General features: G+C 35.1%; 23 protein-coding genes and 1 pseudogene. 19 read left to right on the top strand and 5 right to left on the bottom strand.

The window, feature by feature from the left end:
- Window positions 1-833, top strand: an 833-nt coding sequence (locus ACODS7_RS18520; RefSeq protein ID WP_488827261.1) for a DUF4183 domain-containing protein, incomplete at its 5' end; no start/stop codon positions are given.
- Between the two features lie 62 nt (window positions 834-895).
- Here ACODS7_RS18520 and ACODS7_RS18515 read toward each other — a convergent pair.
- Window positions 896-1,186: a DUF4183 domain-containing protein gene (locus ACODS7_RS18515; protein ID WP_488827259.1), complete on the bottom strand. Its 291-nt coding sequence runs from the start codon at window positions 1,184-1,186 to the stop codon at window positions 896-898.
- Window positions 1,187-1,655: 469 nt separating this feature from the next.
- Here ACODS7_RS18515 and ACODS7_RS18510 point away from each other — a divergent pair, with 469 nt between their 5' ends.
- On the top strand, window positions 1,656-2,939 hold the full coding sequence (locus ACODS7_RS18510; protein WP_243168708.1) for an exosporium glycoprotein BclB-related protein: 1,284 nt from the start codon (window positions 1,656-1,658) through the stop codon (window positions 2,937-2,939).
- Between the two features lie 566 nt (window positions 2,940-3,505).
- Here the strand turns inward: ACODS7_RS18510 and ACODS7_RS18505 are convergent.
- Window positions 3,506-4,138, bottom strand: a complete 633-nt coding sequence (locus tag ACODS7_RS18505) for a cupin domain-containing protein (RefSeq protein ID WP_029442293.1) — start codon at window positions 4,136-4,138, stop codon at window positions 3,506-3,508.
- A gap of 229 nt (window positions 4,139-4,367) precedes the next feature.
- Here ACODS7_RS18505 and ACODS7_RS18500 point away from each other — a divergent pair, with 229 nt between their 5' ends.
- From ACODS7_RS18500 to ACODS7_RS18490, 3 genes are all read left to right on the top strand, one after another.
- Window positions 4,368-4,673: a luciferase domain-containing protein gene (locus ACODS7_RS18500; protein WP_016081649.1), complete on the top strand. Its 306-nt coding sequence runs from the start codon at window positions 4,368-4,370 to the stop codon at window positions 4,671-4,673.
- A gap of 93 nt (window positions 4,674-4,766) precedes the next feature.
- Window positions 4,767-6,077 (top strand): phytoene desaturase family protein, encoded by a 1,311-nt coding sequence (locus ACODS7_RS18495; RefSeq protein WP_243168707.1) that lies wholly within the window; start codon window positions 4,767-4,769, stop codon window positions 6,075-6,077.
- The gene (locus tag ACODS7_RS18490; protein WP_029442295.1) at window positions 6,055-6,924 is read left to right on the top strand and encodes a sigma-70 family RNA polymerase sigma factor; all 870 of its coding nucleotides are present in this window, start codon (window positions 6,055-6,057) and stop codon (window positions 6,922-6,924) included. Before ACODS7_RS18495 ends, ACODS7_RS18490 begins: the two co-directional genes overlap by 23 nt.
- Window positions 6,925-6,956: 32 nt before the next feature.
- On the opposite strand, the gene ACODS7_RS18485 is transcribed toward ACODS7_RS18490, so the two are convergent.
- Window positions 6,957-7,115, bottom strand: a complete 159-nt coding sequence (locus ACODS7_RS18485; protein ID WP_001100984.1) for a hypothetical protein — start codon at window positions 7,113-7,115, stop codon at window positions 6,957-6,959.
- Between the two features lie 304 nt (window positions 7,116-7,419).
- Here ACODS7_RS18485 and ACODS7_RS18480 point away from each other — a divergent pair, with 304 nt between their 5' ends.
- The 4 genes from ACODS7_RS18480 to ACODS7_RS18465 all read left to right on the top strand — a co-directional run bounded on the left by ACODS7_RS18480 (window position 7,420) and on the right by ACODS7_RS18465 (window position 11,618).
- Entirely contained in the window at window positions 7,420-8,013 is a 594-nt protein-coding gene (locus ACODS7_RS18480) for an O-methyltransferase (protein WP_002094007.1), read from the top strand.
- A gap of 314 nt (window positions 8,014-8,327) precedes the next feature.
- On the top strand, window positions 8,328-9,440 hold the full coding sequence (locus ACODS7_RS18475) for a toxic anion resistance protein (RefSeq protein ID WP_000137396.1): 1,113 nt from the start codon (window positions 8,328-8,330) through the stop codon (window positions 9,438-9,440).
- A 24-nt stretch (window positions 9,441-9,464) separates the two neighbouring features.
- Window positions 9,465-10,298, top strand: a complete 834-nt coding sequence (locus ACODS7_RS18470; protein WP_000008372.1) for a DUF3974 domain-containing protein — start codon at window positions 9,465-9,467, stop codon at window positions 10,296-10,298.
- 168 nt (window positions 10,299-10,466) lie between these two features.
- The gene (locus ACODS7_RS18465; protein WP_029442296.1) at window positions 10,467-11,618 is read left to right on the top strand and encodes a DUF6688 domain-containing protein; all 1,152 of its coding nucleotides are present in this window, start codon (window positions 10,467-10,469) and stop codon (window positions 11,616-11,618) included.
- Between the two features lie 40 nt (window positions 11,619-11,658).
- Here the strand turns inward: ACODS7_RS18465 and ACODS7_RS18460 are convergent, their stop codons facing one another.
- Window positions 11,659-13,218, bottom strand: a complete 1,560-nt coding sequence (locus tag ACODS7_RS18460) for a glycoside hydrolase family 10-like protein (protein WP_029442297.1) — start codon at window positions 13,216-13,218, stop codon at window positions 11,659-11,661.
- A gap of 227 nt (window positions 13,219-13,445) precedes the next feature.
- Between ACODS7_RS18460 and ACODS7_RS18455 the strand changes: the two genes are divergently transcribed.
- The 10 genes from ACODS7_RS18455 (at window position 13,446) to ACODS7_RS18410 (ending at window position 22,963) form a co-directional block, all read left to right on the top strand.
- Window positions 13,446-13,751, top strand: a complete 306-nt coding sequence (locus ACODS7_RS18455; RefSeq protein WP_000865907.1) for a PTS sugar transporter subunit IIB — start codon at window positions 13,446-13,448, stop codon at window positions 13,749-13,751.
- A gap of 11 nt (window positions 13,752-13,762) precedes the next feature.
- Window positions 13,763-15,046, top strand: coding sequence for a PTS sugar transporter subunit IIC (locus tag ACODS7_RS18450; RefSeq protein WP_243168706.1), 1,284 nt, complete (start codon window positions 13,763-13,765; stop codon window positions 15,044-15,046).
- A 78-nt stretch (window positions 15,047-15,124) separates the two neighbouring features.
- A complete protein-coding gene (locus ACODS7_RS18445; protein ID WP_001021962.1) occupies window positions 15,125-15,391 on the top strand; it encodes a hypothetical protein in 267 nt (88 codons plus the stop codon).
- A gap of 22 nt (window positions 15,392-15,413) precedes the next feature.
- Complete coding sequence (anmK, locus tag ACODS7_RS18440) at window positions 15,414-16,586, top strand: anhydro-N-acetylmuramic acid kinase AnmK (protein WP_029442298.1); 1,173 nt, start codon at window positions 15,414-15,416, stop codon at window positions 16,584-16,586.
- Window positions 16,583-17,476, top strand: coding sequence for a BadF/BadG/BcrA/BcrD ATPase family protein (locus ACODS7_RS18435; protein WP_029442299.1), 894 nt, complete (start codon window positions 16,583-16,585; stop codon window positions 17,474-17,476). Before anmK ends, ACODS7_RS18435 begins: the two co-directional genes overlap by 4 nt.
- Before the next feature lie 137 nt (window positions 17,477-17,613).
- On the top strand, window positions 17,614-18,162 hold the full coding sequence (gene plsY, locus ACODS7_RS18430) for a glycerol-3-phosphate 1-O-acyltransferase PlsY (RefSeq protein WP_000610879.1): 549 nt from the start codon (window positions 17,614-17,616) through the stop codon (window positions 18,160-18,162).
- 70 nt (window positions 18,163-18,232) lie between these two features.
- Window positions 18,233-19,816, top strand: a complete 1,584-nt coding sequence (locus tag ACODS7_RS18425) for an aminotransferase class V-fold PLP-dependent enzyme (protein WP_029442300.1) — start codon at window positions 18,233-18,235, stop codon at window positions 19,814-19,816.
- Window positions 19,817-19,890: 74 nt separating this feature from the next.
- Window positions 19,891-20,892, top strand: a complete 1,002-nt coding sequence (gene tdcB / locus ACODS7_RS18420) for a bifunctional threonine ammonia-lyase/L-serine ammonia-lyase TdcB (RefSeq protein ID WP_243168705.1) — start codon at window positions 19,891-19,893, stop codon at window positions 20,890-20,892.
- Between the two features lie 223 nt (window positions 20,893-21,115).
- Complete coding sequence (locus ACODS7_RS18415; protein ID WP_016077732.1) at window positions 21,116-21,586, top strand: MarR family transcriptional regulator; 471 nt, start codon at window positions 21,116-21,118, stop codon at window positions 21,584-21,586.
- A gap of 141 nt (window positions 21,587-21,727) precedes the next feature.
- The gene (locus tag ACODS7_RS18410) at window positions 21,728-22,963 is read left to right on the top strand and encodes an MFS transporter (RefSeq protein WP_029442303.1); all 1,236 of its coding nucleotides are present in this window, start codon (window positions 21,728-21,730) and stop codon (window positions 22,961-22,963) included.
- A gap of 152 nt (window positions 22,964-23,115) precedes the next feature.
- On the opposite strand, the pseudogene ACODS7_RS18405 reads toward ACODS7_RS18410, so the two are convergent.
- Window positions 23,116-23,184, bottom strand: a pseudogene (locus tag ACODS7_RS18405) (YkvA family protein); the annotation flags it as partial.
- Between the last annotated feature and the right edge of the window lie 225 nt (window positions 23,185-23,409).

Here is a 23,409-nt window from a genome sequence, read left to right as displayed (position 1 = left end):
CGGGAGCAACAGGAACAACAGGAGCAACAGGAGCAACGGGAGCAACAGGAACAACAGGAGCAACAGGAGCAACGGGAGCAACAGGAACAACAGGAACAACAGGAACAACGGGAGCAACAGGAACAACAGGAGCAACAGGAGCAACGGGAGCAACAGGAACAACGGGAGCAACAAGAGCAACGGGAGCAACAGGAGCAACGGGAGCAACAGGAGCAACGGGTGTAACGGGAATAACAGGAATAACAGGAATAACAGGAGCAACGGGTGTAACAGGAGCGACAGGAGCAACGGGAGCAACAGGAGCAACAGGAGCAACAGGAGCAACGGGGACAACAGGAATAACAGGAGCAACAGGAACAACGGGAGTAACGGGAGCAACAGGAGCAACGGGAGTAACAGGAGCGACAGGAACAATGGGAGCAACAGGAGCAACAGGAACAACAGGAACAACGGGAGCAACAGGAGCAACAGGAATAACAGGAGCAACGGGAGCAACAGGAGCGACAGGAGCAACGGGGACAACAGGAATAACAGGAGCAACGGGAGCAACAGGTCCTACTGGGGGGATTGGCCCTATAACAACAACTAATTTGTTATATTACACTTTTTCAGATGGAGAGAAACTCATATACACAGATGCAGACGGCATAGCTCAATATGGTACAACGAATATACTATCACCTAGTGAGGTCTCATATATAAATTTGTTTATCAATGGAATTTTGCAACCACAACCATTCTATGAAGTTAGTACTGGTAAACTAACTTTATTGGATAACCAACCACCATCGCAAGGTTCTTCAATTATTTTACAATTTATTATTATTAATTAAAAAAGACAGATTCTTAATGAAAAGGAATCTGTCTTTTTTGTTCTGAATTACATTCGTTAACATTAAGTGACGATAAATTCAATTGTAATTGGAATTCCGCCGTCTAATGCATCCCCACCAGGAATTGTAATAGCACCAGTAGGACCAGTAGTAACACTGGAGTTCACGCTTGGTTGAAGAATACCGTGTACATATAAGTTGTAATACGTGAAAGTCGGAAAAGCAGTTGCAGTAGTACCCGCATCGTTTAAACAGGCTGTGGCAGCAATTGCAAAAGCTGCACCTGTACCTGTGCCGACTCCTAGTGTAGATGTAAATCTTCTCGATGCCATAAATGGTTGAATGATAGGCAATTAATTTTCACTCCTTACAATATTTTATTAGAACGAAGTATAAAATAACTTGTCCACTATATAGTATGAGAGTTTTTTATAATAGAAACGGCTTTACCTTTATAGGGTGAGCCCAATTTTAGTAAAGAAATGTTCTTTACTTATATGAAAAAAATGATGTTGTTACTTGCGGAATATTTGTTAATCGTAAATTCGGTTTTTGTATTCCAATTAAAATGTGTATTTGAACCTAAGAGATAAACGTGGAAAAATAAAATAAACTCTTAAGTTTAGGTATTTAATCTAAGCAGTCAATTATTAAAAACATATAATTAATATGTGAGTCATGAACATAATTAAATAGTGTTTTCAAGTTTAATTATATTTCATGTTTCCTATTTTAAGTCAATATATAACACATACTCTTTCACAACTTTTTGATCCTTATAATAGGAAAAACTCAAATATAAAACAAGTAAGGAGGACATAAATGACAAATAATAATTGTTTTGGTCATAACCACTGCAATAATCCGATTGTTTTCACTCCAGAATGTTGTAACAATCCACAAACAGTTCCAATTACTAGTGAGCAATTAGGTAGATTAATTACTTTACTAAACTCTTTAATAGCGGCTATTGCAGCGTTTTTTGCAAATCCAAGTGATGCAAACAGATTAGCTTTACTCAATTTGTTTACTCAACTATTGAACTTACTAAATGAATTAGCACCTTCTCCAGAAGGGAATTATTTAAAACAATTAATTCAAAGTATTATCAACGTACTACAGTCTCCTAACCCAGATTTAAGCAAATTACTTTCCTTATTGCAACAATTCTACAGTGCTCTTGCACCATTCTTCTTCTCTTTAATTATTGACCCTGCAAGTTTACAACTTTTATTAAACTTATTAACTCAATTAATTGGTGCTACTCCAGGAGGCGGCCCAACAGGCCCAACAGGTCCAACAGGAGCGACTGGTGGCGGAGCAACGGGAGCAACGGGAGCAACGGGGGCAACAGGAGCAACGGGAGCAACGGGGGCAACAGGAGCAACAGGAGCAACAGGAGCAACAGGAGCAACAGGAGCGACAGGAGCAACAGGTCCAACTGGTGCAGGAGTAACAGGCCCAACAGGCCAAACTGGTGCAACTGGAGGAACAGGTCCAACAGGAGTATCAGGAGCAACAGGAGCAACAGGTCCAACTGGTGCAACAGGCCCAACTGGTGCAACAGGCCCAACTGGTGCAACGGGCTTAACAGGAGCAACTGGTGCAACTGGTGGCGGAGCTATCATTCCGTTTGCTTCCGGTACAACACCATCTGCGTTAGTTAATGCGTTAATAGCTAATACAGGAACTCTTCTTGGATTTGGATTTAGTCAGCCTGGTGTAGCTTTAACTGGTGGAACAAGTATCACATTAGCATTAGGTATAGGTGATTATGCATTTGTAGCACCGCGCGCAGGAACTATTACGTCATTAGCAGGTTTCTTTAGTGCAACAGCTGCATTAGCTCCATTATCACCTGTTCAAGTGCAGATACAAATATTAACTGCACCTGCAGCAAGTAATACGTTTACAGTACAAGGCGCACCTCTATTATTAACACCAGCATTTGCCGTAATAGCGATTGGTGCTACATCATCAGGGATCATAGCTGAAGCTATTCCAGTAGCAGCTGGGGATAAAGTATTATTATACGTTTCATTAACAGCAGCAAGTCCGATAGCTGCAGTTGCTGGATTTGTAAGTGCAGGTATTAACATCGTTTAATTTGTTACAATGTTTAGTAGGAAATTAAATAGGGGTTTGTATATAGTCCTTCCTAATAAATTTAGGAAGGACTATATTTTTTAGGGAAATAAGTAATAAATCAATTGAATAATTACTCTTTATTAAGTTCGTATAAAAAAGTATAATTTACCCTTTCTCATTTAAGGCATAAGTTATGTAACTTTAAAAATTTCCGATCAGCAAAAAAAGATGAATTCTTTTAAAAAAGAATTCATCCATAAAATAAACTATTTATTTTTATTACAGTTACATCCTTTTTTCTTTACATAGCCTTGTTCGGCTAAGTCTCTTTGTGATTGGGAATTGGAAGATTGAGAATTGGAAGATTGAGAGGATGCTGAAGAGCTACTATTTTTATTATAAGAGTAGTTTTTTCGATAGTTATAATTACTCATAGTACTATCACCTCCAATTTAATATATAAATATTATATGTATGTACACTATCAATTGTTACTATTATTAATAGAAAGAGAAGATACAATAAAAAAATCTCCTCGGTATTTTCCCAGGAGATAAATGATGATTATTTTGAAAATTCGCAAATTAATAACCCCAGTAAAGAGGGAAGTAATAAGAATCTTGGCAATACGGATTATGTTGTTGAGCGAGGGGCTGGGTTGGATAATTTTTCATTTCACGGTTTTGATTGCAGTTTGCCGGAGGACCAATTACAGTAGTTGATTGAATAGGGGAAACCGCTTGTTTCCATTGTTGTTCATTGAGGCAGTAAGTATGTGCCATCATATGAGCCGGAGTTAATCTTAAAATGTCAGAACCGAAAATAACTTCTGGCGCTGGAGCGTTGAAAATAGCTAATAAATGAGTATTATCTGCTGTAGCAATTTCATAGTGCCACCACGCTTGTGGAATATTGGCAACTTGCCCGGGTTTTATCGGTAAGTTTAATATTTGATTCGTAAATGGATTAAGTAAAGAAACAACAGCAGACCCTGAAATACAATAAACAAGTTCAGCTGCATTTTGATGAATATGTGGTTCTACAACATTTCCTGTACTTAAATAAATATCTAATAATGAAGTATTTTCTAAAGTATTTAATTGTTTAATACCAAGTACATTTATATAATTTTGGGCATCTTTCCGAAAAAAATTACTTTTATTTACATCATAAGTAAAATTGGTTGAGGGGGAGGTATAGTCTATGTTGGAAGTCAATTGTATTACCCGCCTTTCTATAGGTAAGTTAGGTTACAAAATTAGGATATGTGTCTAGTCTTTGTTTTGTGCTGTTGTCAGTAGATTAATAAATTCACTTATTCCATAAAGGATAAGGTGTTAATACCAAACTATATTCGTATTCCCATTCATACTTTGGATTGATGGAAAAAAGTAATGAAAATGTTAATTTAAAAGTACATCAATCATTTATAAGGAGTGAATGTTCATGTCATATAGTGAAATGATTAGAAATGAAGTGCTCAGCTGGGCGGGTGTTTCTGAAAAACCGCATCGATTTGGTGGTATTGAAATAAATTATGGCAAGAAAGAACTTGGCCATCTGCATGGTGATAAATTAGCTGATTTACCATTTCCGAAGTTAAAGCGAGATGAATTAGTGAACCGAGGATTGGTAAAACCACATCATATATTACCTGAATCAGGATGGATCAGTTATTATATAAAGAGTGAAGAGGATATTCCATTTGCAATTGAGTTATTTCGTATGCAATATGACCGAATTAAAAAGTAATGAAATATAGTAGGGTAATAAAAATTTATTTTTATGTCACATCCCTCCTTAATCGTTCGTCTTGTATGTAGAACGATGAGGAGGGATTTTATTATGAAGAAATTTGATGTAGCAATTGTTGGCGGTGGGCTTGCTGGATTAACAGCATCTATATATTTAGCGAAAGCTGGAAGGAAAGTGATTGTATTAGAAAAGTCCAGTCACTTCGGTGGCCGAGGGATGACTATAAATAAAAATGGAATCTGCATGAATCTTGGTGCACATGCTTTATATAGAGGCGGGGCAGCGTTTATAACTTTTAATGAGCTCGGTTTGAATCTTCCAGGTGGAATACCATCTACAAAAGCACATGGAATATGGAAAGGGGATATATTCACCATCCCAACAGATTTTCGCTCAATTTTATCAACACCACTACTTTCGTGGTCTGCAAAAGTACAATTCTCACGTCTTATGATTCGTTTAGGAAATTTAGATATAGGAGAAGTTCCGAAAATGAGTCTAACTACATGGGCAGAAAATGAAATAAAAGATCCAATGGTTCGCAATATATTTTATGCGTTATGTCGGACAACAACATATACGTTTGCTCCTACAATACAATTAGCATCATCTGTACTAAAGCAAATACAGCTTTCTATAAAAGAAGGAGTGCTTTATGTAGATGGGGGTTGGGAGACGATAATAACAAAATTAAGAGCTATAGCGAATGATGTCGGGGTGCAATTTTTGGCTAAAAAGCATGTTTTGGAAATAGAGCATTACGAAGATAAACAAAGAATACATTGTGTTGATGATGAGGCTTTTGAAGTAGGTACAGTCATCGTGACGACTCCGCCGAAAGAAGCTTGTAAAATAATAAAAGGTGCAGAAGGAACAAATTTGCATAGATGGAGTGAACAATCGGTACCGGTTACTGTTGCTGCATTAGATATTGGCTTGAGACAATTACCCAATCCTACACATCAATTTGTATTAGGATTAGATCAACCTATATTTTTCACAAATCAATCGAGAGCAGCTAAATTAAGTGAAGATGGATCAATTGCAGTGAGTCTAATTAAGTACCATAATCCTGTGCTAGAGATGAATCATATTCATGAAGATAAAGAACAGTTGGAAAGTACGATGGAGTTGTTACATCCAACTTGGAAAAGAGAAGTTGTTGCACAGCAATATTTACCGAAAATAACAGTAGTACATGATTTTCCTCATATTGACCGTGTTGAAAAACCGGGCCCTAATATACCTGAAATGCCAGGTGTTTATGTTGCAGGAGATTGGGCAGGGCATGATGAAATATTAGCTGATGCTGCGGTAGCAAGCGGGAAACGTGCAGCGTTACACATTTTAAAGCAATATGAAAGTGAGGGTGTTCATCATGGAAACGGAGCAGTTATATGAAGCGTATCAACCATTATTATTTTCGTTAGCATACAGAATTCTTGGGAGCGTTATGGATGCTGAGGATATCGTTCAGGATGTATTTATCTCGCTAAATAATATAGAAGATCCCCAATCTATAGAAAATATGAAAGCATATCTATGTAAGATGGCGACAAATCGTTCAATTGATAAATTACGATCGGCAGCGCATAAACGTAACGTGTATGTAGGGATGTGGTTACCAGAGCCACTTGTAGAAGAGAGTGATGAGCCATCAAATTCATTTGTAATGAAAGAATCCCTTTCCACCGCATATTTATTACTTTTACAACAACTATCTGAGGTAGAAAGGATTGTTTTCATATTAAGAGAGGTTTTCAGTTATGAATACGAAGAAATAGCTTCAATTGTTGATAAGAGTAGTGTGAACTGCAGGAAGATCTTTCAACGTGCACGAAAAAGCATTTTGGAGAAACCGAAGCAATCAAAATTAAGCACGGAGAAAATGGCTTCTTATGTTGAAAAGTTTGTATCATCATTACAGTGTGGGGATGCGGAAGGTATGTTAGAAGTATTAAAAACAGATGCTATACTCAAAGCTGATGGTGGTGGTAAAGTTACGACTGCGATTAATCCGATTTATTCTGCGGATCGAATTATACGTTTGTTCTTTGGGATTGCACAACGATTGACAGAAGAGTACACTGTTGATTTCAAAATGGTAAATGGTATACCAGGAGTTATAGTTACAATAAATAATAAAGTAACGTATGTTCTTTCGTTTGCATTTGAGGATGAGAAAATTTCAAATATTTATATGATGGTTAATCCTGAAAAACTTATGCATTTAAATGTAAAAATATAAAAAAGCGCATTTCTTCAGAAATGCGTTTTTTATTATTTTTCTAACATTTCAAGAGGTACATCTTTTTCGCCCGCTACCTCAAATTTAATTTCCCCGTCTTCTTCATAAATACGTGTAATAATCGGTATAGTAATCATTAATTTTTTATGCTGCTTTCGTTTTCGAGCAGCATCTAAGCTAATCACGTTCATTTGTAAGCATCCTTTCTTCTGGAAATATATAAACAAAGAAAATGCGTCCGAAAAGGGCGCTTAATTGAATTTGAAATACCGATTCATTTAAATGGGGTTTATATAATTTAATAACTGCAATTTTAATATGAAATAATATGAATGGAATAATTGCACGTAGAAATTAACTTTACCAAAAAACGAAACAATATGCTATAAAAAATTATAAATCTTTGTCATATAACAGGAAAAAGGTTTTTGTTTCGCATATAATAAAAAGTAGACGGGCAGCAAGAGCTTTTTCATCATATTGCTTGGAAAGGCGATGAAAAGAATGGATACAGTAGATTCATTATTATTGCAACTTGAACAATATGGAGAAGAGCATGATCGAAATAAAAAAACAAGGGAAGAAAAATTACGGAATGTTTCTCGTGAGATGGGGCAATTTTTATCAATTTTAGTAAAAGGGTGTAATGCAAAAAATATCTTGGAAATTGGAACTTCTAATGGTTATTCTACATTGTGGTTAGCTAATGCGGTAGAAGAAACAAATGGAAATGTAACAACTGTAGAGCTTTCTTCAGAACGAGTTGGAGAGGCACTTGTCAATTTTGAAAAGGCAAACCTGTTACAAAGAATCGATATTCATAATCAAGAAGCCGGGGCATTTTTAGATTCGCAATTAGATCATTCATTTGATTTTATTTTCCTAGATTCAGAGCGCACGCAATACATGTGGTGGTTTGAGCATATAAAACGTATGTTACAACCAAAAGGTTTTCTTGTTGTTGATAATGCAACTTCTCATGCGAGTGAATTAGATGAGTTTATAAAAATGATTGAAGAAGATGATACGTTTGAAACGGTGTTATTAGCGTTTCAAAAGGGAGCATTTGTAGCTCGCAAAAATAAATAGAAGTGAGTGTAATAGAATTATCACATTGAAAACAGGTGAATGTCAAAAGATTGAGTGTAGCACGATTGAAAGAACGTAAATTATTTAGGAAATATATGAAGAATCCGCCTTCAGCATGTTGTTCTCTAGGTCTTAAGTCTGAGGAAAATTATGTTGATTACAGGTATACTTATAGTAAGAAACAGGGAATGACTGCATAAACAGGCATTTCTAAAAAAGTCGATTTCAAGCAGTCAGAATGTATATGAAATACGATATAATTGATGAAATATAGTGCATATAAATTCGCACATATAAATAAAGGAGCGATTTTGTTGACTGAACTCGAGAAAAAAGAACCTGTATCCATTGTGAAAGATAATAATGTAGAAGTAGTAGTTGATACAGTTATAAAAGATGCAGAATTAGAGGAACTAAATAAAGAAGCGGATCTTTATGTACAAAAGTTAAATAGCGAGCAAAATACAGATTTATCAAAAGTATTGTCTCAGCTAGGAGATTTAGGGGATAAAGAGCAACAAGCAGCAGGACAAACGTTATCAGCTTTAAAACGCCCTGTAACAGCGATGATGAATGGGAAAAATGAAGAAATTCCAAATACATTGTTAGAATTACGAAAAGTGGTATCAGAGCTTGATCCCAATTCACTTAAAGCAAGTGGTATGAAGAAAATAATGTTTAAAGTATTCAAGAAAAATCCACTTGAAACATACGTGCATAAATACCAATCTATAGATAAACAAATCGAGGAAATTATTAGATCCCTTCTAATTGGTCGTGATAACTTACAAGAGGATACGGTTGGTCTTGAAATGTTAAAAGAACAATCGCACGATAAAATTCATGCTCTTGATAAACAAGTATACTTAGGGAAAAAGCTTGCTGGCATGCTTGAAGCTGAGAAACAAAACCCAGAGCGTCAAAGGGATATTCCGTTAATTAACGATGCATTAGAAAAGATACTTGTACGTACACGTAATATGCAGCAAGCGAAAAGTGTATTATTACAATCTATAGCTTCTGTAGACATCATTAAGAAAAATAACGAAAAATTAACAGAGGCAATACGTAATGCGATTACGATGACGCAAAACGTTGTAACAGTTTCAGCTGCTATTCAGCTTGCATTAACGAATCAACGTAAAACAATTGATGCCGTAAATGCGACGAATGAAGCAATTGAATCGATGGTATTAAGTAATTCTCAAGCGTTAAAACAAAATACAGAAGAAACGACGAAATTGCTTGAAAACCCTGCTATTAGCATGGATAAATTACGTGAATCATTCCAAAATGTGTTCGCTGCAATTGAAGCATCTGAAAAATCGTCAGAACGTATTATTGAGTCAAGTAAGAAGTTCGTTATTGAACTAGACACATTTAATGATGAGATGAAGCAGAAACTCATTCAGCGTCCAAGGAAATAACGGATTATTAGAGGAGGTGAACAAATGAGTTTCATTCAAACAGTACTATTACTACTCGGTACATTGCTTTTAATAGCATTTACTGTCGTTGTTTTAGTCGTATACTTCGGGCGGAAACTGTATTTTTCATGGACGAAGCCATATAAAAGAGCGCAAGATTCTCTAGATAAGATATCAAACAAATCAATACCGTTTCTACAAGAATTTACACAACATCCACTATTTTATCGCTGGATTCGCACCGAAGGAAAGAAAGAACAAAATACATTAAATACTCTATTTTGTGCATCAGGTCAACGTACGAGAGAACAAGTCTTCTCGATGTTACCGAAAGAAAAGCAGAAAAAAGTGCATGTAATGGCAAAAACTACGAAAAAGCTTACGAATGAAGATATTGATGTGGCTGCGATGAAAGTGAAAGATTTCTTAAGACAAGAAACGCAGCAAACTGTAAAACCGACAGACTTATCATTTTACAAATTGTATTTTTATGACCGTTATCCAGACGCATTAAATACAATTCAAGCGTATAAACGCTCAATAAATCCTTCATTACAAAGAACGGTTGATGATATTACAATTTCAGTATTAAATGCACTTCCGTACTACCAAGAGCAACGCATGTTTGAACAACAACATAAACTTGAAACGTTTTTAATGAAAGATTTAACGGCGATGTTATCGTTGGTAGTACAATTACCACCTTCACAAAGACCAGAGAAGGAAGAAGAACTGAAGATCTACTTGGAAAATTTCAAAAAAGAAATGGAAGTAGTAGAGCGAGATATTCGCGACTCGATTGATCACGATTTAAATGTGAAGATGAGGGCAGCGACTGAGAAGTTTAAGAATAAATAGAAGAGATCGCCTAAAAAGTTGAATGTTTCAGCTTTTAGGCGTTTTTTTTGTGAATTTAGAGAGTGCAATCTTTTGTGAAATTATATATACAAACGTTAATAAATGGTAAAATATAGAGTGTTTTTTTATACTTTGTGTAAACAATTATTATAAAAGGGGTATGATATTGTGCTATTTGAGTTAGTTATACTATTTGTAATTCTATTTATATTTCTTGGCTACCCTATTAGTAAAGCTTGGGATAGTTTCCAATCGAAGGAGGAGAATTCCTCAAGTATACTAAAGTTCGAGCCACAGGAAATATTATCACTGGGTTTGAGTTATTTTATCTTTGGTTTAGGTATTATGTGGAATGCAAATGATGTAAGAGCAGGAATACCATTACATAAATTTGAAAAGAACGGAATGATGTCTGATCAATATGCTTCTTTAGCCCATGACCACATTACGATAGTAGTTCTCTTAGTTATTTTAGGTGGAGTTTCGTATTGGAAATTAACAACAGGCTTAATAAAACTTTCACCAATATTTTATATTTTTTATAGTACTTTAATGATAGTAAACATTGTATATACATTCATCTATATTACCCATACAGGCTTTGCCTTTTATACGGAATTAGGAGGATTGAGATACATTCCAGTCTTTTGTATTCAAGTTGGAATGCTTGCCTTTAGTCTATTATTCTTAGCTAAATTAAGAAATACATTAGGTTATTTCATACAATCTCAGAATGAGAAAGATTATACGCAGAGCAACAGAATTATATTATTGCTGTATCGTATTTCTTTTGGATATCAAAAAATGGCTACAGTTTGGATGATAAGTTTATTTCCTGTCTTGTTAATTGTTCAATTTATTTTAATACTGTTTGGCCAAAAACCAGATAGTTTTATAAGAGTGTTTATGGAAACAAGTAGTTTTAATTATTCTAAGATTCCTGCCCCAAGTCCTCAAATTGTCTCCGGGGATGGGCATTATTTATGTACAGTTTCTGTGAAAGGCCATAAAAACATCGTTAAGCCATTACGAGCAGGAATTAGGCATGGGGAAAGAATTACAGTTAATCGACAGTTATTAATTGCGAACGCTTTTGAAAATGTAATTGAGGAGCGGGTACCAAAATGTCATAAAGTTATTCGTAATTTTTATGATAAATACGGTTATCCGATTAGTAAACATATTAATACGAAATGGTCGGCTGATTTTGTTTATATTTTAATGAAGCCACTAGAATGGTTCTTCTTATTTGTACTTTACACAGTAGATAAAAACCCTGAGAATAGAATTCATATTCAATATAGTGAACTACGAAAATAAAAGTAAGAGCCCGCATTCAAAAAAATGGGGGCTCTTACTTTTATTTTGCTTGAATAGTAGATTTACTAGAAGCCATACTTTCATTATGCAATCGATCAACTGCAGTTACGACATAGGTATACGTTTCTCCGGAAATAGCGGTTTTATCTACATAAATTTCTCCAAGTTTTGTTTTTCTTACAGTAGTAAGTAAATTTTTGGGATTTTGTATATCCACTTCATTTTTCCCATTCACGCGGTAAATAGCGTAATAAGCAGAATCATTATCTCTATTGTCAATGATACCGATTGCAATACCTTCATTTCTTGGAATGGCACCTTTTAAAGTCGGTTGTTTTGGTGGATCATGATCAATCCAAGGCATAGGCGGGATTAATGCAGGATGTTTATATATGTCTTTTGAGAGTCTATCTTTAACTCCAAGTGGATTGTTATTAATATCTTTTAAGCTAAAATGCATACTACCTTTTATTTCAGGATATAGCCGGTTTAATGCAATTTGTCTTGGATATTCTTCTGGATCAGACCAAGCAGGGACAGAGTTATTATTAATTTTATAGGCCGCTTGACCAATGTATAGGTGAATCGGTTTGTTATTTGTTTCTTTAACCCACCAATCTACTAATATGTCATATGCAGCTGGGGTGAAACCTATATTCCAATATATTTGCGGTGTAATGTAGTCAATATATCCTTTTTGTATCCACTCACGTGTGTCAGCATAAAGGTCATCATAGTTTCTTTGGCCTGCGGTTGTGTTAGAGCCAGTGGGATCGTCAGCTATATTTCTCCATACGCCGAACGGACTAATGCCAAACTTTACATATGATTTTTCTTGTTTTATAGCAGTATTTAAATCTTTTACAAGTTCATTTACATTGTTACGTCGCCAATCTTCTATATTTGTAAATCTACCGTTATTATATGTTTCGTACGTTTTCTGATCTGGAAATTCTTCACCGGCTACTTTATATGGATAAAAATAATCATCCATATGTAGCGCATCAATATCGTAATTTTGTACGATTTCTAAAGCACCTTCTGTTATAAATTTTTTCACTTCTGGAATACCGGGATTGTAATATAACTTTCCGCCATAAGGGACAACCCAATCGGGATGTTGCCTTGCAGGGTGATAGTTTGATAATCGATTTATATCGGTGTGATTCATCGTTATTCGGTATGGATTAATCCAAGCGTGGAATTCTATATTTCTTTTATGAGCTTCTTCAATCATAAATGCGAGCGGGTCATAACCAGGATCTTTTCCTTGTGTACCCGTAATGTATTCAGACCAAGGACCGTAATTTGAAGGATAGAAAGCATCAGCGGTTGGTTTAATTTGTACAACAACTGTATTCATACCAGTGCTTTTTACATTGTCTAATAACCTTATAAATTCTTGCTTCTGCTTTTCAATAGGTAAGCCGGTTTTTGAGGGCCAATCAATATTCAGAACTGATGCGATCCATACAGCACGTAATTCATGTTTTTTGTACGTAGTATTTACTTCAGCATAAGTAGAGTGAGGGGGAATGAAAGAGAAAGGGATGAACAAGATAACGATACAACATATCATTAATAAACGTTTAACGATCATTTATACGCCTCCCTATCATATGATTATTTAAAATAATATATGAGGCGAGGTTGACCTTGCAATAGAGAAAATTGCATATTGAAACATTAATTTAATAGGAAAAATATTTTTAATGAAATTTACTTTCATTATAACTAAATTCATTTACTACTTCATATGCTTGTTAGTAAAGTGAAACTTCCTTTCATTTGAAGGGTAATAAATTATAAGTATAGGAGGATTAATAAATGAAAGTTTTGTTCGTCTGTTCTGGAGGAATGTCCAGTGCAATTGTTGTAAACGCTTTAAAAAAAGAAGCGGAGAAAAATGGTGTGAACATGGAAGTGCATGCAATTGGAACGAATGAGGTAGAGGAAGAAGTAAAGAATGGCTGGGATGTCGTAATGGTGGCACCTCAAATAAGACACCGATTTGATTCTGTAAAAAAATTTGCAGAGGAGGAATCTATTCCGTGTGGTATCATTCCACCGCAAGCATACACGCCACTTGGAGGCCCGACTTTATTAAAAACTGTAAATGAATTAATCAGTTAGGGGGAAGCGTTATGAATAAGTTTGTCACGTTTCTTGATAAAAATTTATCTGGCCCGATGGCAAGGCTCTCTGAGCAGAGGCATCTACAAGCAATCCGTGATGGAGTTATTTCGGCGTTACCATTTATTATAGTAGGAAGCTTCTTTTTGATAGTAGCATTTCCACCACTGCCGAAAGATAGTTTCATATCAGTTTGGGCATTAAAGAATCAAACAAGTATATTGATACCATATCGTTTAACCATGTTTATTATGTCTTTATATATCGCATTTGGAATAGGATATAATTTAGCGAAAAGTTATAAATTAGATGCTTTATCAGGAGCACAGCTCGCGGTATGTTCACTACTTTTAACATTAACGCCTGAGTTAATTGATAAAAAAGGATTCATGCTTCCGATGACAAATCTCGGAGGTCATGGATTATTTGTGACGATGATTGTTTCTATTTTATCCGTAGAGATTTTAAGATTTTGTAAGAAGAAAAATGTAATGATTAAAATGCCAGAACAAGTACCGCCATCTGTATCGCGTTCATTTGAAGCACTTATACCTGCAGCATTCGTTATTATTATAATGAGTCTAGTAACTGTCGTTTTTAGCATTGATTTACACCATGTTGTTGATAAATTAGCAGCACCATTAGTAAAAGCTGGGGATAGTTACTTCGGTGTAATGATTCCAGTGTTTTTAATTACGTTTTTTTGGTCATTCGGAATCCATGGTGTGTCGGTTGTTGGAACTGTTGCTAGGCCATTATGGGAAGTATACCTAGGGAAAAATGGTGAAGCAGTTGCTAGTGGAGCAGATCAGTTTCCATTTATTTCACCAGAGCCGTTATATCAATGGTTTATATGGATTGGCGGTTCTGGTGCGACGTTAGGGCTTGTATTAGCTATGATTATATTTGGTCGATCGAAATATTCGAAAGCATTATCAAGAACTTGTATTGTTCCAGGTATTTTTAATATTAATGAACCAGTCATATTCGGATTACCGATTGTACTAAATCCAATTTTAATTATCCCATTTATCATTACACCACTGGTAACAGCAACTGTTGCATATTCAGCAACTGCGATGGGATTTGTAACACCAACGCATATTATGCCGCCATGGACACTACCTGCTCCAATTGGTGCATATTTAGCAACAGGTGGAGATTGGCGTGCGATTGTATTAGTTTTTATAAATATAGCAATATCGTTCCTTATTTATTTACCATTCTTTAAAATGTACGACAAAAATATGCTTGAAATTGAAAAAAATGGTGACGGGGAATCTGTTAATCCTTAATCTGCACGCTGTTATTTTGAGTGATAGACTTTTTGTCTATCACTTCTTTCACATTAAAACTAGAAAGGGGGAAATAGAATGAATATAAAATTTAGTTATAAAGGCGTATTTTTATTATTATTTGGAGTAATTTGTGCAAATTTACTTTTTGTCCCTTTATTAGGCATGCTAAATCTATCACAAATGCATAGTATATGGCTCGTTACAAGTATTGCGGCAAGCGTTTTGCTTACGGTAGTTGTTTCTTTCATTGATGGATCGTTTGCATCAAAAGCTCAGTTGTTTTTTAGATTTATATTGTTTTCGATTTGTTGTACGTTCGTTACTTACATGATTGTTTTTTAGTAAATAGGAGGTCATGCACGTTATGTATATTGCAGGGGTAATGTCTGGTACTTCATTAGATGGAATAGATGTAGCGCTCGTTCATATAGAAGGAAGTGGTGTAGATTCTAAAATCCAACTCATCCATTTTACTACTGTTCCATTTTGTAATGATATGAAAAATGAGATCCAACAAGCGTTATCAATTGAAACTTCGAATGTCCAACTTATATGTAGTTTAAATTTTAAACTTGGTTTATGCTTCGCCAATGCTGTAAAGGAAGTTTGTAAAGAGGCCAATTTTCCTTTGAGACAATTAGATTTAATAGGCTCTCACGGACAAACGATTTATCATCAGCCAAAGCAAGAAGGTAATATTCTTTCTTCAACTTTGCAAATTGGGGAACCAGCAGTAATAGCATATGAAACGAACACGACGGTTATCTCGAATTTCCGAACGATGGACATGGCGGCAGGGGGACAAGGTGCACCACTTGTACCATATTCAGAGATTATTTTATATCGGCATCAAACTAAAAATAGACTACTGCAAAATATTGGCGGGATTGGTAATGTTACAGTGGTTCCAAGTAAACGAAGTAATGAGAGTGTTATTGCTTTTGATACTGGACCAGGCAACATGGTAATCGATGAAGTATGTCAAAGATTATTTCATGTACCATATGATCAAAATGGTTGGATTGCAAAGCAGGGGGTAGTTGTAGATGAAATTTTAACATACTGTATGAACCATCCATTTTTGAACATGAAACCACCAAAATCAACAGGTAGAGAACAGTTTGGAGAAGCGTTTGTGACTGAATTATTGAATCGATTTAAAAAGCATAGTAAAGAAAATATATTGGCAACTGTCACGATGTTTACAGCATGTTCAATTGTTCATCATTATAAGGCGTTTATTTTGCCGTATTATGAAATTGATGAGGTGATTTTAGCTGGTGGTGGAAGTTATAATAATACACTTGTTGAAATGTTACGGAATGGATTAAGAGAAGAGAAATGTAGCATATGTATACAAGAAGATATTGGTCATTCTTCAGCAGCGAAAGAAGCAATTGCATTTGCTATTTTAGCAAACGAAACGTATCATCGTAATCCGAGTAATGTGCCGAGCGCAACAGGTGCTAAGAATTCCATAATTTTAGGGAATATAACATTCCCTCCATACGCAGATGAAAATGAGGCGAACATATGAAGTATATGATTGGAGTAGATGGCGGGGGAACGAAGACCGAGGCAATTGCATTTGATAAAGACGGAAATGAACTTGTAAGAGCTACCAGTGGTTTTGGAAACATATTAATAGATTTTGAAGAAGCTCTTGTGCATATTATGGAAGCAATTAATCAATGCCAGAAGAGTTTAATAAATGGGCATTGTATTTGTGTTTGTTTAGGATTAGCTGGTATAAGCGGAGCGAATACAAATGAATTAACATTACGTTTAAAAAAGAAATACGGAACAAAAATTGAAATTTTTAATGATGCAATGATTGCGCATGCAGCTGCTTTAAAAGGTAAGGATGGAATATTAACTATAGGTGGTACAGGGGCAATTTGTATCGGAAAGAAAGGAGAAGTGTATGAGTATAGCGGTGGATGGGGACATATTTTAGGTGATGAAGGGAGCGGATATTGGATTGCATTACAAGCTTTAAAGAAAATGGCAATTCAATTCGATCAAGGAATCAGTCTTTGTCCATTGAGTTTGAATATTCAAAGTCAGTTTCAACTGTTGACACCGTCTCATATAAAAAGCTTAGTATATACTTCTTCTAAAGATAAAATTGCAGCAATCGCGCCATTAGTTATTCAGGCAGCGAGAAATGGCAATGATGATGCGCATGAAATTATAATGCGAGCTGGAAAGGAATTAGCAAGAATTGCGGTAGATGTTTATAACAAGATGCAATTTAAGCGCTCAACTCCAATTGCAGTAAGTGGCAGTATATTGCGTTTAGTTCCTGAAATATTTGCTGTATTTAAGAAATGCTGTGAAGAAAGTATTAAAGAAATTGTATTTGTATCACAAGCAGAAATGGCAGTGAAAGGAACATATTATTTAATGAGGGATATATATTTTTAAAAATAGCGTATGAGAATTTTTGTATGATTTGTAAAAATATGATGTTAAAATGTATAAAGGGATGTATGTTAAAACGTACAATATACGTAGTAATTGAATATTGTATATGTAATCCCATGTAGAAAGTGAATGATTACATGATTAATAGTATGCAGTTTTTATATTTGGTGGCTTCTTATTTAATTGGAAACATCTTGACCGCTTATATAGTAACAAAATTGAGACATAACGTTGATATTAGGGGTGAAGGAAGCGGAAATCCTGGTGCAAGAAATATGGGGCGCGTATATGGAAAAGGGTATTTCATCGCTACATTTTTAGGTGATGCGATTAAAGGGGCAATCGTTGTTACTGTTGCAAAATATCTTTTTGAAGATCCTACATTCGTAATGTTAACATTATTGGCCGTTATTATTGGACATATTTACCCAGTTTTATTTAAAGGTAAGGGCGGTAAAGGTATTTCAACATTTATTGGAGGATTAATCGCATTTGATTATTTGATAGCGCTTACCCTCATAGGCATTTTTATTGTATTTTATTTAATATTTAAAGGATTTACGAAGCCAGGACTAATTACGATTGCTTGTTTACCAATTTGTATGATTCTTTATTCTTATTCTATTGTTACGACTATTTTAAGTGGAATGATTATTGTACTTATTCTATATGTAAATCGAGAATAAAATGAATGTTTAATAAGTGGGGATAATCTCCACTTATCATTTTTTATTAAATAGATAAAGGAGATAAGGCATGGGGTTAATTTATAAAGTTGCTGATCAAGATTGGGAATTTGAAAGTATACATAAATTGAATTATAAAACTTTTGTAGAAGAGATTCCGCAACATGAAGAAACGAAAGACCGGTTTCGTATAGATCGGTTTCATGAAGAAAATACATATTTAATTTGTTTAGATGAGGATAGATTAGTAGGTATGGTCGCGGTGCGGGGAAAACGACCATTCTCGTTAGATTATAAAATTTCAAATTTAGATATTTATTTGCAAGAGCATGGAGAAAAAGTGTATGAAATTCGTTTACTTTCAGTAGAACGTGAATATAGGAATGGAAGAGCGTTATTAGGATTAATTCGTTTTCTACATCGTTATTTACTTCTAAATGGATATGAATTGGCACTCATTTCTGCAACAACACGTGAACTAGCTTTATATGAGCAAATGGGATTCAAAGTTTTCCATACGTTAGTTGGTACAGAAGAAGCGGCCTTCCAGCCAATGTATGTTACCCCTGCTATGTTTGAAGAATCGAGTGTTGGAAGTATTATGACGAAAGAATACACGTTTTTACCTGGTCCAGTAGATATTGAAGAGAACGTTCGAAAGGCATTTTCTACGCGGCCTATTTCGCATCGCTCTAAGTCATTTCAAGTGATGATGGACAATGTGAAAAAACGGTTACTTTACATGACAAAAGCAAAACATGTACAGCTTATGTTAGGAACAGGGACGTTAGCAAATGATGCGATCGCTTTACAGTTACGTTCTTTAAAAGGGAAAGGACTAGTATTAACAAATGGGGAATTTGGTAATAGATTAGTTGGACATGCAAAACGAGCACAGTTACATTTTGATACTTATAAAAAGGAAATGGGAGATCCATTTATTTATACCGAATTAGAAGAAATCATGACAACTGGAAATTATGAATGGCTTTGGTTTGTTCATCATGAAACATCTACTGGAATGTTAAACGATTTAAACGAGCTAAACACTCTTTGTAACGAGAATCAAATGAAACTATGTGTAGATTGCATAAGCTCAATTGGAGCAATACCAATAGACTTGAAGGATGTGTATTTTGCAAGTGGTGTTAGCGGTAAAGCGATTAAATCATATACAGGAATTTCTTTCGTTTTTCATAACCACATTGTAAAAATAAACGAGGCTGTGCCGGCCTATATGGACATTGGTATGTATGAAGAAAATGAAAGCATTCCATACTCACAATCATGGAATTTAATTTATGCATTGCAAGAAGCGTTGAAGAGATTTGAAGATGAAAAGGTATTTGTAAAAATTAAAGAGACATACGAGTATATTGAAGAAGTTATTACTGATATGGGGTTAAAGCTTGTTTCACCTAAAGAACATGCCGCGAAAATTATATTTACAATTCAATTAAGCGAAGGTCAGTCTTCTAAAACGGTAGGTGATGCGTTAGCTTTACAAGGATATATTGTCCATTATGAATCAGCGTATTTACAAAAGAATAACTGGATCCAAATTGCATGCCTGAATCATTATAAAGAACGTGATATGAAGAGGATGTTAAATTGTTTGCAAATGTGTTTATTTCAGAGTGGGGTACATATATAAAGACTTTTTCTTTTCGTATAAAGGAGCTACGACTTACGAAAACTTAGGAATAGAACAGTGGAAGAGGTGTAAGTATGATAACTAGAAAACTACCATTACATATAGACGATATTAAAAAAGCTCACAAGATTCTAGATAGAAATGCTCGTAAAACGCCATTAGTAAAATCGTTTTACTTGACTAGTAAAACGGGCGGAGAAATTCATTTGAAATTAGAAAATATGCAATTAACGGGTTCTTTTAAATTTCGTGGCGCATTTAATAAAATGTCGCGGCTCACGGATCAAGAAAAAGAAAGAGGTGTAATTGCATGTTCAGCAGGTAATCATGCACAAGGAGTTGTATTATCTGCTCATTTACTCGGTATTAAGAGTAAAATTGTTATGCCAATTTCTGCACCTCAGGCAAAAGTTGAAGCAACAAAAGGATATGGATCTGAAGTGATTTTACATGGTGAAACCTTTGATGATGCAAAGGCAAAATGTGAAGAAATTATAAGGGAAACAGGTGAGACATACTTACATCCATATGATGATGTAGAGGTAATGGCTGGTCAAGGTACAATTGGATTAGATATTCTTGATGATATGTGGGATGTAGATACTGTCATTGTACCAATAGGTGGAGGCGGAATTATTTCTGGTATTTCTGTAGCATTAAAATCTTTTAATCCATCGATTAATATAATTGGTGTCCAAGCAGATAATGTTCATGGAATGAAGGCATCTTACGATAAAGGAGCAATCGTAGAACATTATGAGGCGCCTACTATTGCAGATGGTTGCGCTGTTAAAATACCAGGGGAATTAACATTTGAAATTGTAAAAGAATTAGTAGATGATATTGTAACTGTATCAGAAAAAGAACTTGAAGTAGCGATGAAAGATTTATTACAACGTGGGAAAGCTGTTGTAGAAGGTGCAGGTGCATTAGCAACTGCTGCACTTCTTGCAAGAAAAGTTGATAGTTATATAAAAGGAAAAAAAGTAGTAGCTGTTATATCCGGTGGGAACGTAGACTTACAGCGTATATCAAGTGTATGTGAGCACTTTTTTGTCGCTAATGAAGTGAAATAGTTTTATGAAAGAAGAGCTAAGAGAAATAATCTTAGCTCTTACTTTTTGTCTACCGTTTACTGTAAGTAGCAATAAATTTGCTGTTTAATGAATGGTTTTATTTAAGCGCCAATTTTTACACATATCTTGAATGTTACAATAATTATTTCGATATTGTCGAAACATAAGCAGAAATTTAATATAATAGTTTTAATGTGCTAATGAGCGGTGAGGAGGGCAGGTCATGAATAAAGAAGAACAGGTCATGAACGGTTTCAGGGAATTATATAATAAGCTGGTTTGGCTTAATAAAGATAAGATGGAAGAAGGTCTTAAAGGTTTTAAGTCTTCTGAAGTTCACTGCATTGAATATATTGAAAACAATGCAGATTCTAACGTGACACAACTCGCAGAGGCTTTTTATGTGACTCGCGGTGCTATAAGTAGAATGACTAAGAAGCTCATACAAAAAGGTTTTATTGAAAGCTACCAAAAGTCAGAAAATAAGAAAGAAATTTATTTTAGGCTTACGGAAGAAGGGAAAGAAATTTATAAAATCCATGAAAATCTGCACAAAGAGTTTCATGAGCGGGATAAAGCTGTATTTGAGCAAGTAACTAAAGAAGAATTCGACAGTATAATTAGTTTCGTGGAAAAGTATAGTAGACATTTGGATGCAGAAATAAAGAAACAAGGTATACATATTAAATCGTAATACATTTTAATAATGAAATGGCAGCCCTACTCTAATGCGAATAGGCTGCTTTTTTGTTATGTCATTTTTGTTGACCAATCAACAAAACGGAGTTATTATTTTGTTGACGAAGCAACAAAGTATTTTAAGGAGAGAAGTTAAATGTCTATATTTAGATCACAAAATGAAAGGGAAACTGAAAAAAGCATAGATAAACATGCTTTACTATTCGGACTTATTTCTGTATTTCTTTGTGGTATAGGTTTCAGTATCATCATGCCTGTAGTCCCATTCTTAGTACAGCCATATATAAGTAATCCGGAAGAACAAGCATTAGTTGTAACACTACTAACTTCCGTATATGCGGCTTGCGTGTTTTTAGCTGCCCCAGTACTCGGGGCTTTAAGCGATAAGTATGGCCGTCGTCCATTACTTTTAATATGCTTATTTGGTTCTGCAATTGGGTACTTAGTTTTTGGAATAGGAGGAGCTTTATGGGTACTATTTGCTGGACGCATAATAGAAGGAATAACAGGCGGGAGCATAAGTACTATCTTCGCATATTTTGCAGACATCATTCCAAAAGAGCAGAGAACGAAATACTTTGGATGGGTGAGTGCAGTTGTAGGTGCGGGAACTATCATTGGCCCAACCATTGGGGGGATACTTGCCAAATTTGGTGATACTGTACCTATGTATTTTGGTGCAATCATAACGTTAATAAATGTTGTATATGGGATCAAATATATGCCTGAGAGCCTTGAAAAAAATAATAGGTTGAAAGAGATTACTTTTGTAAGGTTAAATCCTTTTGCACAGCTAGCAAACATACTTTCCATGAAAAGTTTAAAATGGTTACTTGTCTCAGCGTTTTTACTTTGGATACCTAACGGATCTTTACAAGCAATTTTCACGCAATTTACAATGGATACTTTCAGTTGGAAACCTGCATTAATCGGACTTATGTTTTCAATTTTGGGCTTTCAAGACATCTTTTCACAAAGTTTTATCATGCCAAAGCTTTTGATCCAGCTTAGTGATAAACAAATAGCAATTCTTGGGATGGTTTCGGAGATTATAGGATACAGTTTTATTGCGGCATCAGCTTTGTTTTCACTCTATCCACTACTTATCGTTGGAATGCTGATGTATGGTTTTGGGGATTCAATTTTCGGGCCTTCATTCAACGGGATGCTTTCAAAGTCTGTTAGTTCTAGTGAACAAGGAAGGATTCAAGGTGGAAGCCAATCTATTCAAGCTTTAGCAAGAATGATTGGTCCTATTATTGGAGGGCAAATCTATGTATCGCTTGGTCATGCTGCACCTGCTTTTATGGGTGTGATCCTTATAGTCGCGGCAATAGCAGTTTTGTATAAGGGGACACATGCAACTATATAACAGATAGAAATAAGAACAAATAAAAGGGTGCCAGAACTTAGGAACAAGTGCTGACACCCTATTTGTTTACGGTTTGAGGACTAAGAGAAATTCTTTTACTGTTTAGGAATTTATTCTGCAATGCTCTCATGGTAAATGACTAGATAGTTTAATTATGCTTGTGCTGAAGTAAATAATGATTCCATCTTTACTTTGCTCTTCTCTCGAATTTCAGCATCTGCGGTATGATTATAGGGACAAAAATTATAAACCGAGAAGACAAATAGTCTCCCATTACGCTGAAGTATAATGGGGGAAGTTTCTTGTTGGGATTCTGAAAAATTTAGAAAAAACTTTCTCAACATTGTTTGAGAAAAGAGTGAAACGAATGTTCTAAATTTTATGATAAGATGAAAACAATAAAAAAAGAGCAAAAAGACCCACGGCGTTACAGTAGTGCGGTAACA

It is taken from the genome of Bacillus sp. FG16, assembly GCF_057809515.1.
Note: the sequence above shows the minus strand (reverse complement) of the source record. Positions and strands in the feature narration are given on the sequence as shown.